The organism is Mesorhizobium sp. P2_D1, from assembly GCF_056404455.1.
Genome location: NZ_JBFUDZ010000023.1, coordinates 62400 through 76460, shown reverse-complemented (window position 1 = coordinate 76460; position 14061 = coordinate 62400). Strand labels below are relative to the sequence as shown.

Here is a 14061-nt window from a genome sequence, read left to right as displayed (position 1 = left end):
TGCTATTCCCGGATGAAGGAGAAGCGCCGCTCGAGCCGCCGGCTGGCGAGCGAAAGGGCATAGTTGACCGCGAAGTAGATGAGCGCACCGAGGATATAGAGCGGCATGGCCTCGTAGGTGCGGCCGATGACCTGGTTGATGGCCTGCATCAGGTCGGTGATGCCGAGCAGCGACACCAGTGCGCTGCCCTTCACCGCATCGGTGACGCCGTTGATCCAGGGTGGCAGGAAGCGCCTGAACGCCTGCGGGAAGATGACGTAGGCCAAGCGCTGGCGAAAGGTCAGCCCGATCGCCATCGCTGCTTCCGACTGCCCTTTCGGGATCGAGCCGACCGCACCCCTGAGATACTCGATGACCTGCGCCGTCTTGAACAAAGTGAGAGCAAGCACGGCGGCCCAGAACGACGGCAGATGAAGCCCGATCGCGGGCAGGCCGTAATAGACGAAGAACATCAGCACAAGGATCGGAATGCCGCGGATCGTGTCGCTGAAGATGCGTACCGCCCAGCGCAGCGGCGCGGGACCATAAACCAGGCCGACGCCGAGCAGGACGCCGGCGATGAGCGACAGGACCACGACCAGAAGCGACACCCACAAGGTCAAGGCAAAGCCCTGGGCGAGAAACGGTAAGGCATAGGCGATCTGGGTGAGCATGTCAGCGCGCCGCCCTGAATCGGCGCTCGACGAGCCGCAGCCCGAAAAGCAGCGCGTAGCCGGTCAACAGGTACATCGCCGTCGTCACCAGGTAGACCTCGACGATGCGGAAGGTGTTGAAATTGATCCACTGGGCGCCGTAAGTCAGCTCTGGCACCGAAATGACCGAGGCTATCGAAGTGTCCTTGAACAGCGAGATGAAGGTGTTGGAGAGAGCCGGCAAGGTGATGCGCAGCATGGTCGGCAGGCGCACATGGACCAGTCGCTGCCATGGCGTCAGGCCAATCGCCTTGCCGGCGTCAAGCTGCCCACGCGGGACGGCTTCGAGCCCGGAGCGGAACACCTCGACCAGATAGGCGCCGCTGTAGACCGACAGCGTCAAGATGAACGAGGTCGGGGCGCTGTAGGCAAGATCGACCACCGTCGGCAGGCCGTAGAACACCAGATAGACAAGCAGGATCAGCGGCACGTTGCGGATGAATTCGACGTAGGCGGCGATGATGGTGCGTACCACGCGCCCGGCCGACACGTACCAGACCGCCAGAACCAGGCCGATGACGATGCCGATGGCAATCGAGATGATGGCCAGTTCGAGACTGAGCAGCAGTCCGCCCCACAGCTTGTCGAAATGCCGCCAGATCAGGTTGAAATTCAGGGCATAGCCCATGCGTCAGCCTCAGTGCGAAGGGCCGTCGGGGAGAAGCTGGCGGAAGGGCGCTGAATGCCGCCCTTCCGCCAACTGGATCAGATAACCGGAAAACCGGGATGGCGAGCCGGCGGCTCCTGTCCGAAGTAATCCTTGAATGCCGCGTCGTAGAGCGCCGTTTCGTGACCGAACATGGCGATGGTGAAAGTCTGATTGACGAAGGTCAGCCAGTCGAGATCGCCTTGCCGGAGTGCCGCACCGTACAGCATCGAGAACCAGCTCTTGCCGGCGTCGAAGTATTTGTCCGGATTGCGCGAGGCAAGCCAACGCACGGTCGAAAGATCGACCGCGGCAGCGTCGACACGCTTGGCTTCCAGTGCTTGCAACACGTTGGCCTGGGTGTCGATCTGCATCACCTGCGACTGCGGCAGAGCTATGTGCACCGATGCTTCGGCATCGACGTTCTGCAAGATGGAGACGCGTGTCGCCGAACCAGCGGCAAGCAATTTGTCGAAGGTCTTGTTCTCGGCGGTGGGAAGGGTCAGCAGCGCGACGCCTTCGACATAGTAAGGCCGGGAAAAGTTGATGAGCTGCGAGCGCTGGGCGCTCATCGTCATGAACTGGATGGTGATGTCGACCTTGTTGGTGGTGACGTTCGGAATGCGCTGCGCCGGATCCTGCATGACGAACTCGACCTTGGTCGGATCGTCGAAAAGGCCCTTGGCAAGGATACGTCCCATGGTGATGTCCATGCCGACCAGTTCGCCGGCATCGTTTTCGAAGTGCCAGGGCGCATTGGTGCTGCCAGTGCCGACGATCAGTTTGCCGCGGTCGAGCACGGTGCGCAGCAGGCTGTCGGATGCTGCCTGAGCGGCAGCCTTCTGGGCATCGACGGTTGCAAGCACGCCAGCCGTGGCCAGTCCCGCCATTCCAAATTTCAGAAAATCACGTCTTCCGGATGTGTCGTTCACGGCGACCTCCTTTCGTGTTGTGTTCCCCTATGCACAGGAAATTCACGCATCGTCGATTTTCACAGCGATTGTCTCTTACAAGAGACGTATGTATCCTGTACAAGACAGATACTAGCATCAGGAATCGACAATGCAAGACGGCAATGCCCCAGCAGTTTCAGCCGACGAGAAGATTTCGGGCTCCCGCGAAAAAGGCCTCAACCGGGTCCTCGAGATCCTGGAATTTCTGCACACGACGCAGCGCGCGATCGGCATTGGCGATCTTGCCAAGGGGGTGAACGCACCCCGCTCGACGACCTACACGCTTGTGCGGTCGCTGGTGGATGCCGGCCTGCTGGAAATGGCCGGCGACGGCAATCGCGTCTATTTCGGCAAGAAGCTCTATCTCTACGGAATGGATTATGTGCGGGGCAACGACCTCTTGAGGCGCGGGCGTCAGGAGGTCGACAATCTGTCGCGCGAAACGGGCGAGACCTCGGAACTGTGTATGCTGCAGAGTGGCCGCTATACGATCGTCCATTCAAGCCCGGGCACCAGGCCGTTCCGCATCAGCTCCGCCACCGGCCTGCAGATACCGCTGCCCTGGACCGCTTCGGGACGGCTCCTGCTGGCGGGCTTCCAACAGGCCCAGATCGAAGACATGGTGTCCGAAGACGATCTCGTCCTGCCGGACGGCCGCAGACTGCTTCTCAATGACTTCATCGCCGACATAGCGAAAGCCGAAGCCACAGGCTATTGCGTCACCTCGGGCCTTGTCGATGCCTATACGAAATGCCTCGCCGCGCCCGTCTTTTCAGGACCTGGCAAGGTCGAGGCGACGATGTGCCTGGTGGTCCCCATCGACACGTCCGAGGAGCGGACCGGTAGTCTCATCGGTCTGCTGCGCGACCGCGCCGCCAGGCTTTCGATCGCCGGATAGGCGCAAAGCGATCAGGATCGACCCCGGCTCCGCCTTCTTACGCAATGATGTCGGGGATGATCTTGTCTTCCAGCGCCATCAGCCGGTCCTTGAGGAACAGCTTCTTCTTTTTCATGCGCTGGATCTGCAGCGGGTCGCAGTTCGTGGCGATCATTGCGTTGATCGCCGCATCGAAATCGGCGTGTTCCTGCTTCAGCCGGGAAAATTCGAGGCGAATATCGGCCTGTTCCTGATCGGACATTCTCTACCGTCTGCACGTCTGCGGCGCCCAAAAACTGGGCCTGATTGGGCGGGACCGGCAACTTCTGCCGCTGGCGCGCAGCCCATACCACATTTCACATTGTCGTGGAATGCTACCACGCAGCATTCGACATCGCCGCCGGATGGTGGCACAGTGTCATTGTGCCGTCACAGAAGCGAACCTGCGGTGGACGCGCCGTGACGGTTGCAATCGAGGAAAACCATGAAAGGGAGAACCAATCATGTCTCTTGCTTCCCATCTTGATGAGTTGCAGCGGAAACACGGCGACATCGAGCGCGAGATTGATGACGCGATGAACCACCCGTCGGTAGACGACCTCGAAATCGTGAATCTGAAGCGACGCAAGCTGGCACTCAAGGACGAGATTGAAAAACTGAGAGCACAACCGACCACGCATTGATGCCCTCCTGATATAGACGATCACGATCCACGGCCTTTTGCCGGCGGCAGCTGTCGCCGGTGTGGTGGATTTTGATTTCCAGCGCGGCGATCGCCCAGGTTGGACTTCCGTTCAGGTCAATTTTCGCTTCGGCCGTCGCCGGATCACCGATTGTTTTTGATCCCGGCGGCGAGCCAAATGCGGCCAGTGGCGACCTGTCGCCATTGACAAGCCATCTTTGCTCCTCCACCTCATGCCCGGACTTTAGCGCATCGGCCCGGGGCGTTTGTGTGCGTCCGGTGGACGCATGGCGCTCCAGAGACAAAAGGCTGCCGGGCATGACCGGATATTTTTCCTCTCCCTTCCCCCGCCGCACCTCGGTCGGCGTCGATGTCGGCGGCGTGGTCGTCGGCGGCGGCGCGCCGGTTGTCGTGCAGTCGATGACCAACACCGATACGGCCGATGTCGACCAGACGGTTGCGCAAGTTGCGGCGCTGCACCGCGCCGGCTCCGAGATCGTGCGCATCACCGTCGATCGCGACGAGAGTGCTGCGGCCGTGCCGCGCATCCACGAAAGGCTGGCGCGGCTCGGCGTCGACGTGCCGCTGGTCGGCGATTTCCACTATATCGGCCACAAGCTTTTGGCCGACCATCCGGCCTGCGCCGAGGCGCTGGCCAAATACCGCATCAATCCGGGCAATGTCGGCTTCAAAGACAAGAAGGATCGGCAGTTCGCTGCGATCGTCGAGATGGCGATCAAATATGACAAGCCGGTGCGCATCGGCGTCAACTGGGGTTCGCTCGACCAGGAGCTTTTGACCCGGCTGATGGACGATAACCAGACCAAGGGCTTTCCGCTGACGGCGCAGGAAGTGACGCGCGAGGCGATCGTGCAGTCGGCCATTCTCTCGGCCGAAATGGCGGAAGAGATCGGCCTTGGCCGTGAAAAAATCATCCTGTCGGCCAAGGTCAGCGGCGTGCAGGACCTGATCGCCGTCTATACCGAACTCGCCACACGCTCCAACCACGCTCTGCATCTTGGCCTGACCGAGGCCGGCATGGGCTCGAAAGGCATCGTCGCCTCGTCCGCCGCCATGGGCATCCTGCTCCAGCAAGGCATCGGCGACACCATTCGTATCTCGCTGACGCCGGAGCCGAACGGCGATCGCACGCGTGAAGTGCAGGTGTCGCAGGAACTGTTGCAGACGATGGGGTTCAGGCAGTTCGTGCCGATCGTCGCGGCCTGTCCGGGCTGCGGCCGAACGACCTCCACCGTGTTCCAGGAACTTGCCCAGAACATCCAGGCGGATCTCAGGAAGAACATGCCGGTGTGGCGCGAAAAATATCCCGGCGTCGAGAACCTCAAGGTCGCGGTGATGGGTTGCATCGTCAACGGCCCGGGCGAGTCCAAGCATGCCGATATTGGCATCTCATTGCCCGGCACCGGCGAGACTCCGACGGCGCCTGTCTTCGTCGACGGCAAGAAGGCAGCGACGCTGCGCGGGTCGTCGATCGCGGCGGATTTCGAGAAAATGGTCGCAGACTATATCGAGCAACGGTTTGGTCGCGGCAAGGCTGCGGCCGAGTAGGCGCCATGCAGCGTTTCCTGTGGGTGGCGCTGATCTTGCTGTGCGGAGTGGGCTGGTCGACGCTGGTTCAGGCAGACCCACCGCAATCCGCCAAACAGCGGCTCATCGACAAGGTCTGCACCCTGATCCAGGCCCATGCCGACCAGAACGGCTTGCCCAGGGATTTCTTCGCTCGGCTGATCTGGAAGGAAAGCCGCTTCGATCCCAACGCCGTCAGTCCGGTCGGCGCCGAAGGCATCGCCCAGTTCATGCCGGGCACCGCCAAGATGCGCGGCCTTGCCAACTCCTTCGACATCAACCAGGCGATCCCTGCCTCGGCGAGATATCTCGCCGAGATGAAGGGTGCCTACGGCAATCTCGGCCTGGCGGCTGCCGCCTACAATGCCGGCGAAAGCCGGGTGTCGCGCTGGCTCGGTTCCGGCGGCTTCCTGCCGATGGAGACCGAGAGCTACGTATTCGACATCATGGGCGAGCCGGTCGATAAGTTCACCGATCCGGCCTATGCCGGAAAGGTCGAGCCGCTCGATCAGAAGGCGGATTTTGCCGTTGCTTGCCGCAGGCTGCCGGTGATCATGTCGCAGACCGTGGCAATGGCTTCGATCAACATAAAACCATGGGGCATCCAGGTGGCCGGCAACTTCCGCCGCAGCGCCGCGATCAGTCAGTGGCTGCGGGTAAGGAGCCGCTTCCCGGCCTTGCTCAGCGACCATGATCCGGTGGTTAGCCGGGTGCGCACGCCAATCGGCCGGCGCGGCATCTACGCGGTCAGGATCGGTGTCGACGACCGCGCCGCTGCCAATGTCATCTGCCAGAAATTGCAAAGCGTCGGCGGAGCGTGCGTGGTGGTGCGCAACCGGTAGTCTGACCCGTGGCGGGCAAGATGTTCTGGCCGAAAAGGGGGCGATGACGTGAAAGCCAGCATCATTCTGCTCAATGGCGTCGGCAGTGCAGGCAAGAGCTCCATCGCAAGGGCGTTGCAACAGATCACCGCCGCGCCCTTCCTGCATGTCCAGATGGACACTTTCATCGAGATGCTGCCAGACGCCTTGCAGGACCATGAGGATGGCTTTTCGTATGAGACCGTCCGGCAGGACGGCAAGCCTGCGGTCGTGATCAGGACCGGATCGGCGGGGGCGCGGACCCTGCGCGGCATGCGCCACGCCATCGCCGCACTGGCTGGGCAAGGCAACAACCTCATCGTCGACGAGGTGCTTTGCAACGGCGAAATGTCCGAATATCTCGAACTGCTGTCGGCCTTCGACCTCCATGTGGTTGCTGTCCTGGCGCCGCTGGAGGTGCTGGAGGCGCGCGAAGCCCAGCGTGCCGATCGGCTGCCGGGCCTGGCGCGCTGGCAATATGGGCGCGTGCACGAGAACATTCGCTACGACCTCGAAGTCGACACCAGCGTGCTGACCTCGCAGGAATGTGCCCGTCGCATCCAGCAAAGATTTCAGCTATAGCGCGACCATTCTTGCCAGGGGCGACAGCCTTCCCACCGACGAACCGCGAGAGCCGTGACATGTTTGACGGATACATCATCTGCGGCACCCCGAGGACCGGAAGCACTTTGCTGTGCAAGCTTCTGGCGTCCACGAAGACGGCTGGCAATCCTCACTCATTTTATCGGCGGCAGGATTTGTCGGAGTGGGCCGAAGAGTGGGGCCTGCCCGGTCGCGACACGATGAGCGAGCTCGACTTCAATGCCGCCTATCTCAAGGCGGCGATCGCCAATGGCAGGGGTGGGACAGGCATTTTCGGTCTTCGTCTGATGCGGGAAAACCTGGATGAGCTTTCAACGATCCTCGACCAGGTTTTCCCAAAACTTCCATCGGACAGAGCGCGGTTCGAGAAAGCATTCGGCCGTGTTCTCTACATGCATCTCTCGCGTGAGAACAAGCTTGCGCAGGCTGTCTCTCTGGTCAAGGCAGAGCAAACCGGTCTTTGGCATATCGCTCCCGACGGAACCGAGATCGAAAGGGTCGCACCCGCGAAAGAACCGCAATATGATTTCGAGCGGCTCAAACGTGAGGTCACGGAGCTCGAGGCCTATGATGCCGCCTGGAACATTTGGTTCGTAGAGCAAGGCATAATTCCGCTGCGGCTTGGCTACGAGCGTCTTGCCGCCGACCCGGCCGCGACATTGCTAGACATCTGCGGAGCCTTGGGCGTTCAAGCGCCGATCGCCGATGACATAAAGCCAGGTGTTGCAAAGCTCGCCGACGAGACGAGCCTTGACTGGATGCGCCGCTATCATCTGGACGCCGCCGCCTGACGTGCCGATGACTGCGAGCTAAGCCGTCTTCGCCACCACCGTCTCGCTGAGCCAGGTGCCGATCTTGGTGCCGAGGCGGTCGGGTGAAACCGGCTTCGGCAAATAGTCGTCCATGCCGGCCTCGATGCACTTGTCGCGATCGCCCTTCAGCGCGTGCGCGGTGACGCCGATGATCGGGATGTGAGTGCCCGACGAGGTCTCCATCGCACGAATGGCGCGGGTCGCTTCGTAGCCGTTCATCTCCGGCATCGAGACGTCCATCAGGATAAGCCTGGGGCGCAGCGCCCGGTACATCTCGACCGCCGTGCGGCCGTTGCCGGCGATGCGATAGCTGAGGCCAAGGCCGTTGAGGATCTGGCCGAAAACCAACTGGTTTACGTCGTTGTCCTCGGCAATGAGGATGTCGATCGGACCGTTCAGCGTAGCCGTCGATTCCGGTGCTGCGGCAACCGGTATCGCCGGGCCCCGGATAACGGTGAAAGCGGGTGGCGCAGCCGGGGGAATCGGCACGATCGGTTCGCGGACGAACTGGGCCTTGCCGACCTGCGAGCGGGCCCTCTGGATGACCGAGATGACGGTGCCGAGCAGGACAGCGGAACGCGCCGGCTTGGTCAGGTGCGCGGCGATGCCGAAGTCGATGATCATCTTGCCGAAATCGACCTGGTCGACCGAGGTCAGCAGCACCACCGGAATGGAAGCCAGCCGGCTGTCGGACGCAATGGCCCTGGCAACATCGGCGCCGTTCATGCCCGGCATCTGGTAATCGAGGATGATGCAGTCAACGGCGGCGCCCAGCTGGAAGGCGCGATCGAGGAAGGCCAGGCCCACGGCGCCGCTTTCGGCGGCTGCACAGTCGAAGCTCCAGCTTCTCAGCTGCTCGAGCAGGATCTCGCGGTTGACCGGATTGTCGTCGATGACAAGTACGCGCGCGCCGGTGACGTCGACCGGCACGATTTCGTCGCGCGCCACGGCATGGTGCGCCGGCAGGGGCACCGCAAACCAGAACACCGAGCCGCGCCCGATCTCGCTCTCGACGCCGATCTTGCCCGCCATCAGATCGACGAGGCGCGCGGCGATGGCGAGGCCGAGGCCGGTGCCCTCGTGGCGGCGGGTCGACGACCCGTCGACCTGGGCGAATTTCTCGAAAACGTTCTGCAGTTTTTCGGCCGGTATGCCGATGCCTGTGTCCTCGACGCGGACCTTGAGCTGGACCACGTCGTTGACGATCTCGCCGCCGACATCGATCAGCACGTGACCCTTTTCGGTGAACTTCACCGCATTGCCGAGCAGGTTGGTGACGATCTGCCGGAACCGTCCGGCGTCGCCGACGACATAGGCCGGCAGCCGCGGGTCGACACGCACGATCAGTTCGAGGTTCTTCTCGGCGACGCGCGCCGACACCAGCGTCGCCACGTCCTCGACCGCCTCGGAGAGACGGAAGGGAGCCGGATCGAGGGTCAGCTGGCCGGCATTGATCTTGGAGAAATCGAGGATGTCGTTGATGATGGTGAGCAACGCGTTGCCGGATTTGACAATGACGTCGGTGAAGGTTTTTTGGCGCGCGGTCAGGTCGGTCTTGGCCAGCAGCTCGGCCATGCCGAGCACGCCGTTCATCGGCGTGCGGATTTCGTGGCTCATATTGGCCAGGAATTCAGACTTGGCGCGGTCGGCGGCCTCGGCCTTGAACAGGGATTCGGCGGATTCGGCAAAGGCGCGGCGGATGGCCACTTCCATCGGGCGGAAGATCCAGAAGGCGACGATGGCAAGGGCGGCGAACAGGATGCCGCTCGCCCACAGCAACAGCCTGTCGCTGGAGACATCGGCCAGATGGCGCTCGTCGTCCATGGCGGTGCGGACGCGGACCAGCATCGGTTGGGCGAACAGGTCATTCTGGTTGCGGATTTCGCGATAGCTCCATTCATCGACCTTCTGCGCCATCGACATCAGGTTGAAGTTGCGCACCATGTCGCGCGGCGACCAGAACAGGTCGCCGTTGACGGAAGCGGTTTCGAGCTCGTTGATGGTCTTGACCGAAAGGCGCGGCTTGATCGCGGCAAGCTGGGCGGTCAGCGTTTCGATCTCGCCGGTCAGGCGCTCCGAATGACCCCGCGCCGATGAGGTGAGGGCATCGCGCGTCTCCGCCCGCCATGCAGTACCGGTCGTCTCGGCAAAGCTGGTCGCGTTGCGCAGGTCGCGGGTGAAAACGACGAGGTTGCTGCTCAGCGCATCAATGTCATGACGAAAGGAATTGACCCGATCGAGCGCGATCACGATGGCGGCGGAAGCCAGCGCAAAGATCAGCAACCCTGAAATATAGCGGGCCCGGACCGAACGGATGAAGGACGAATATTCCGGCATGCGCAACCCCAACACATACGCATCATTTTAATGACCGGGATTACGCTTCATTTACATTAAAATTTCGTTCGTCGGGCGAACCATGCGCCRGCGCGTGGTTCGAACGGCTGACGGAAACGCTGTCGGCAAGTCGGCTTGATTGTATCCGGCTTGAAACAGACCACCAGCGACCCGGCCTAAGGCTGAAACGAAAGGATCATATCGATGGCCGCCAACAACTAAGCGCCCAAGAACTCAAGCACCCAGAAAGCGTTCACCACGGCCAGTTTCACCATCGCAGCCTCGAAGAGGGTGGGCGGCATCCACCTTGTTGAGAGCAAGATTTGCCGCCAAGGTTCCACGCGATGGCGGCGATCATGCTCGTGCAGAGCTCGATCGTCAGAAGCGCAAGACGCAAGCCGCTTCATCAACCGGCTGGAGGACGGCAAGACCGAGACACAGCAGATGACGCCAACCGCAGTAACGAAGTGTAACCGGGTTTCCGCTACCACTACGCTCAAACCGCGTAAGACCGTTGATTGATCGGACCAGGACTTCAACGGCCTTGCCCAATGGAAGTCGCTGCCATGGACATCGCTCCGAACAATCATACGAACAGTCATCTGATGGTGACACGGCGCTTTGCGCCTCTCTTCTGGACGCAGTTCCTTTCTGCCTTCAACGACAATTTCCTGAAGAACACGCTGGTGTTCCTTATTCTGTTCACGCTGGCGGCGGACAAGGCGGCATCACTGGTCACCCTGGCCGGTGCCGTCTTCATGGCTCCCTTCCTGCTCTTGTCAGCCCTTGGCGGCGAGATCGCCGACCGCTTCGACAAGGCCCTCGTCGCCCGTCGGCTGAAATTCACCGAGATCTCCGCTGCTGGCGTCGCGGTCGTCGGCATCGCGCTGTCGTCGATACCGGTGCTGATGGTGGCGTTGTTGATGTTCGGCATAATCTCGGCGCTGTTCGGACCGATCAAGTACGGCATCCTGCCTGATCATCTCGAGCGCAAGGAATTGCCCGGCGCCAATGCCTGGATCGAATCGGCGACCTTCGCCGCCATCCTCGGCGGCACCATCGCCGGCGGCATCGTCTCGGCCGATGGCATAGGCGTCTCGGTCTTCGGGCCGATCATGATGATCCTCGCCGTGAGTTGCTGGATCGTCAGCCGCTACATCCCGTCCACCGGTTCTGCCGCCCCCGACCTCGTCATCGACAAAAACGTCTTTCGCTCGACCTGGCGGCAGGTCAACGGATTGCGTGGCGACAAGCGGATCTGGCGCGCCGGACTGATGACGTCGTGGTTCTGGCTGATCGGGGCTATCGTCCTGTCGATCCTGCCGACCTTGATCAAGGATTCGCTCGGCGGCAACGAGATCGCCGTGACGGCCTATCTCGCGGTGTTCGCCGTTTCGATCGCCATTGGCTCGGCCATTGCCGCGTGGATGTCGCAGGGACGCATCGTGCTCTTGCCTGCACCGGTCGGCACGGCGCTGCTGGCGCTGTTTGGACTGGACCTGGCCTGGACCATCTGGAGCATGCAGCCTTCGCCCAGGACCGAGACCCTTGCCCTGTTCTTCGCCGGGCCAAACACGATCCATGTTGCGATCGACCTCGCCGGCATGGCGATTGCCAGCGCCTTCCTCGTGGTGCCGACCTTTGCTGCCGTACAGGCATGGTCGCCCGAAGCGAGTCGTGCCCGCGTCGTCGCCGCCGTCAGCATCGTCAACGCAGGCTTCATGACGGTCGGCGGCATACTCGTCGCCGCGATCCAGTCAGCCGGCGTCTCCACCGGAGCCATCCTGTTCGGCCTCGCTGCGGCCAACGCCATCGCCGCCTGGCTGATGTTGAAATACCTGCCGACCAACGCTTTCCGCGATTTTGTCTCCATCCTGTTCCGCGCCTTCCATCGGCTGGAAGTCGAGGGCATGGAGAACCTCAAGGCGGCAGGCAAGGCGCCGATCCTGGCGCTCAACCATGTCAGCTTCCTCGATGGTCCCCTGGCCTTGACCCTGACCGATGAGGAGCCGGTCTTCGCCATCGACCACACCATCGCCCAGGCCTGGTGGATGAAGCCGTTCATGAAACTCGCCCGCGCGCTGCCGCTCAACCCATCCAAGCCGATGTCGACCCGCACGCTGATCAAGATCGTTCAGGGCGGCGACCCGCTTGTCATCTTCCCGGAAGGCCGCATCACCGTCACCGGCGGCCTTATGAAGGTTTATGACGGCGCCGCCATGGTCGCCGACAAGACCGGTTCGATGGTCGTACCGGTGCGCATCGACGGGCTGGAGAAAAGCTACTTTTCACGGCTGACCTCGCAGCATGTTCGCCGCCGGCTGTTCCCAAAGGTCAAGGTGACCATCCTTGAGCCGGTAAGGCTGGAAGTGCTGCAAGACCTAAAGGGCCGCAAGCGCCGCGCCGCGGCGGGCGCTGCCCTCTATCAGGTAATGTCGGACCTCGTCTTCCGTACCCAGGACATCGACAAGACGGTGCTGGAAAAGATCATACAGACGGCGAACGAACGCGGCATGAGAGAGCTCGCCGTGCAGGATCCGGTCACCGGTTCGCTGAGCTACGGAAAACTGCTCACGGCCGCTGCGGTGCTCGGTGAGAAATTCCAGAACCTCTATGCCGGCCAGCAGACGCTCGGCATCATGCTGCCGAACGCCAACGGCTCCTGCGCGACGCTGCTCGGCGTCATGTCGGCCGGCAAGGTTCCGGCGATGATGAACTTCACCGCCGGTGCGGCCAACATCCTGTCCGCCTGCAAGGCCGCCGAAGTGCGCACCGTGCTCACTTCTCGCGCCTTTGTCGAACAGGCAAAGCTCGGTGCGGTGGTCGAGGAAATCGGCCGCTCGGTCGACATCGTCTGGCTCGACGATTTGCGCGGGTCCGTCGGCCTCAGGGACAAGCTGCTCGGCTTGCTGCGCAAGAGCACGCCACGCGCGCCGCGCAAGCCCGACGATGCCGCGGTGATCCTGTTCACCTCGGGTTCGGAAGGCACGCCGAAGGGCGTCGTGCTCACCCACCGCAACATCCTGGCCAATGCCGCCCAGGCCGCCTCGCGCATCGACTTCCATTCGGGCGACAAGGTGTTCAACGTGTTGCCGATCTTCCATTCGTTCGGCATGACGGCGGGCACGGTGCTGCCGCTGATCTCCGGCGTGCCGGTCTATTTCTACCCCTCGCCGCTGCACTACCGCATCGTGCCGGAACTGATCTACGCCTCGAACGCGACGATCATCTTCGGCACCGACACGTTCCTCGCCGGCTATGCGCGCACCGCGCACCCCTATGACTTCCGCTCGATACGTTATTGCTTTGCTGGCGCGGAGCCGGTCAAGGCAGCGACGCGCATGACCTACATGGAGAAGTTCGGCGTGCGCATCCTCGAGGGTTACGGCGTCACCGAAACAGCACCTGTGATCTCGATCAACACGCCGATGTACAACCGCTCCGGAACCGTCGGCAAAATCATGCCCGGCATGGAATATCGCCTCGATCCGGTGCCCGGTGTCGACGATGGCGGACGGCTTTTCGTGCGTGGGCCCAATGTCATGGCCGGCTATCTCAGGGCCGAGAAGCCCGGTGTGCTCGAACCACTCGAAGACGGCTGGCATGACACCGGAGACGTCGTCGCCGTCGACGACGTCGGCTTCATCACCATTCGCGGCCGGGCCAAGCGCTTTGCCAAGATCGGCGGCGAGATGATATCGCTGGCTGCTATCGAGGCGCTGGCCGGCGAATTGTGGAAAGGTTCGCTCTCTGCGGTCGCTACTGTGCCGGATGCGCGCAAGGGCGAAAAGCTGATCCTGATCACCGAGGCCGCCAACGCCACGCGCGCCGAATTCCTGACCTTCGCCAAGGCGAACGGCGCCATGGACCTGATGGTGCCGGCCGAAGTCCGCGCCGTTGCAAAAGTGCCGGTCCTCGGTTCCGGCAAGCTCGACTTCGCCGCTGTGACCAAAATGGTGCGCGGCGAAGAAGAGATGAAGATCAAGGTGGCTTGAAGCGCTTGAATATCGAT

The 14061-nt window shown here is 62.0% G+C and carries 13 protein-coding genes; 7 read left to right on the top strand and 6 right to left on the bottom strand.

The window, feature by feature from the left end:
* Positions 1 to 2 precede the first annotated feature (2 nt).
* The 3 genes from AC1D0I_RS18025 to AC1D0I_RS18015 all read right to left on the bottom strand — a co-directional run bounded on the left by AC1D0I_RS18025 (position 3) and on the right by AC1D0I_RS18015 (position 2228).
* Positions 3 to 653 carry an amino acid ABC transporter permease gene (locus AC1D0I_RS18025; RefSeq protein ID WP_111544464.1) on the bottom strand — a complete coding sequence of 217 codons (651 nt, stop codon included), beginning with the start codon at positions 651 to 653 and terminating at the stop codon, positions 3 to 5.
* A gap of 1 nt (position 654) precedes the next feature.
* Positions 655 to 1320: an amino acid ABC transporter permease gene (locus AC1D0I_RS18020; protein ID WP_095089401.1), complete on the bottom strand. Its 666-nt coding sequence runs from the start codon at positions 1318 to 1320 to the stop codon at positions 655 to 657.
* Positions 1321 to 1397: 77 nt separating this feature from the next.
* Positions 1398 to 2228: a transporter substrate-binding domain-containing protein gene (locus tag AC1D0I_RS18015; RefSeq protein WP_206073778.1), complete on the bottom strand. Its 831-nt coding sequence runs from the start codon at positions 2226 to 2228 to the stop codon at positions 1398 to 1400.
* Positions 2229 to 2400: 172 nt separating this feature from the next.
* On the opposite strand from AC1D0I_RS18015, the gene AC1D0I_RS18010 reads away from it, so the two are divergent.
* Positions 2401 to 3189, top strand: coding sequence for an IclR family transcriptional regulator (locus AC1D0I_RS18010; RefSeq protein WP_095089399.1), 789 nt, complete (start codon positions 2401 to 2403; stop codon positions 3187 to 3189).
* A gap of 37 nt (positions 3190 to 3226) precedes the next feature.
* Here the strand turns inward: AC1D0I_RS18010 and AC1D0I_RS18005 are convergent, their stop codons facing one another.
* Positions 3227 to 3430: a YdcH family protein gene (locus AC1D0I_RS18005; RefSeq protein WP_095089397.1), complete on the bottom strand. Its 204-nt coding sequence runs from the start codon at positions 3428 to 3430 to the stop codon at positions 3227 to 3229.
* Between the two features lie 241 nt (positions 3431 to 3671).
* On the opposite strand from AC1D0I_RS18005, the gene AC1D0I_RS18000 reads away from it, so the two are divergent.
* Positions 3672 to 3851: a YdcH family protein gene (locus AC1D0I_RS18000; RefSeq protein WP_027023510.1), complete on the top strand. Its 180-nt coding sequence runs from the start codon at positions 3672 to 3674 to the stop codon at positions 3849 to 3851.
* Here the strand turns inward: AC1D0I_RS18000 and AC1D0I_RS17995 are convergent.
* Entirely contained in the window at positions 3805 to 4170 is a 366-nt protein-coding gene (locus AC1D0I_RS17995) for a hypothetical protein (protein ID WP_477396755.1), read from the bottom strand. The genes AC1D0I_RS18000 and AC1D0I_RS17995 overlap by 47 nt on opposite strands.
* On the opposite strand from AC1D0I_RS17995, the gene ispG reads away from it, so the two are divergent.
* The 4 genes from ispG to AC1D0I_RS17975 are packed head-to-tail and all read left to right on the top strand — an operon-like array spanning position 4169 to position 7691.
* Positions 4169 to 5419 (top strand): flavodoxin-dependent (E)-4-hydroxy-3-methylbut-2-enyl-diphosphate synthase, encoded by a 1251-nt coding sequence (ispG, locus tag AC1D0I_RS17990; RefSeq protein WP_477396753.1) that lies wholly within the window; start codon positions 4169 to 4171, stop codon positions 5417 to 5419. The genes AC1D0I_RS17995 and ispG overlap by 2 nt on opposite strands.
* 5 nt (positions 5420 to 5424) lie before the next feature.
* On the top strand, positions 5425 to 6279 hold the full coding sequence (locus AC1D0I_RS17985; protein WP_477396751.1) for a transglycosylase SLT domain-containing protein: 855 nt from the start codon (positions 5425 to 5427) through the stop codon (positions 6277 to 6279).
* A gap of 48 nt (positions 6280 to 6327) precedes the next feature.
* Positions 6328 to 6879, top strand: coding sequence for a chloramphenicol phosphotransferase CPT family protein (locus AC1D0I_RS17980; protein WP_477396750.1), 552 nt, complete (start codon positions 6328 to 6330; stop codon positions 6877 to 6879).
* Positions 6843 to 7691: a Stf0 family sulfotransferase gene (locus AC1D0I_RS17975; protein ID WP_477396748.1), complete on the top strand. Its 849-nt coding sequence runs from the start codon at positions 6843 to 6845 to the stop codon at positions 7689 to 7691. Before AC1D0I_RS17980 ends, AC1D0I_RS17975 begins: the two co-directional genes overlap by 37 nt.
* Positions 7692 to 7709: 18 nt before the next feature.
* Here the strand turns inward: AC1D0I_RS17975 and AC1D0I_RS17970 are convergent, their stop codons facing one another.
* Positions 7710 to 10049, bottom strand: a complete 2340-nt coding sequence (locus tag AC1D0I_RS17970; protein ID WP_095089388.1) for a response regulator — start codon at positions 10047 to 10049, stop codon at positions 7710 to 7712.
* A gap of 566 nt (positions 10050 to 10615) precedes the next feature.
* Here AC1D0I_RS17970 and AC1D0I_RS17965 point away from each other — a divergent pair.
* Positions 10616 to 14044, top strand: a complete 3429-nt coding sequence (locus tag AC1D0I_RS17965; RefSeq protein ID WP_477396746.1) for an acyl-[ACP]--phospholipid O-acyltransferase — start codon at positions 10616 to 10618, stop codon at positions 14042 to 14044.
* Positions 14045 to 14061 lie beyond the last annotated feature (17 nt).

Coding starts and splice junctions, on each gene's coding strand:
- AC1D0I_RS17975 (WP_477396748.1), top strand. CDS start 6,843: ATGTGCCCGTCGCATCCAGCAAAGATTTCAGCTATAGCGCGACCATTC.
- AC1D0I_RS17995 (WP_477396755.1), bottom strand. CDS start 4,170: ATGCCCGGCAGCCTTTTGTCTCTGGAGCGCCATGCGTCCACCGGACGC.
- AC1D0I_RS18015 (WP_206073778.1), bottom strand. CDS start 2,228: ATGGCGGGACTGGCCACGGCTGGCGTGCTTGCAACCGTCGATGCCCAG.
- AC1D0I_RS17970 (WP_095089388.1), bottom strand. CDS start 10,049: ATGCCGGAATATTCGTCCTTCATCCGTTCGGTCCGGGCCCGCTATATT.
- AC1D0I_RS17965 (WP_477396746.1), top strand. CDS start 10,616: ATGGACATCGCTCCGAACAATCATACGAACAGTCATCTGATGGTGACA.
- AC1D0I_RS18025 (WP_111544464.1), bottom strand. CDS start 653: ATGCTCACCCAGATCGCCTATGCCTTACCGTTTCTCGCCCAGGGCTTT.
- AC1D0I_RS18010 (WP_095089399.1), top strand. CDS start 2,401: ATGCAAGACGGCAATGCCCCAGCAGTTTCAGCCGACGAGAAGATTTCG.
- ispG (WP_477396753.1), top strand. CDS start 4,169: ATGACCGGATATTTTTCCTCTCCCTTCCCCCGCCGCACCTCGGTCGGC.
- AC1D0I_RS18020 (WP_095089401.1), bottom strand. CDS start 1,320: ATGGGCTATGCCCTGAATTTCAACCTGATCTGGCGGCATTTCGACAAG.
- AC1D0I_RS18000 (WP_027023510.1), top strand. CDS start 3,672: ATGTCTCTTGCTTCCCATCTTGATGAGTTGCAGCGGAAACACGGCGAC.
- AC1D0I_RS18005 (WP_095089397.1), bottom strand. CDS start 3,430: ATGTCCGATCAGGAACAGGCCGATATTCGCCTCGAATTTTCCCGGCTG.
- AC1D0I_RS17985 (WP_477396751.1), top strand. CDS start 5,425: ATGCAGCGTTTCCTGTGGGTGGCGCTGATCTTGCTGTGCGGAGTGGGC.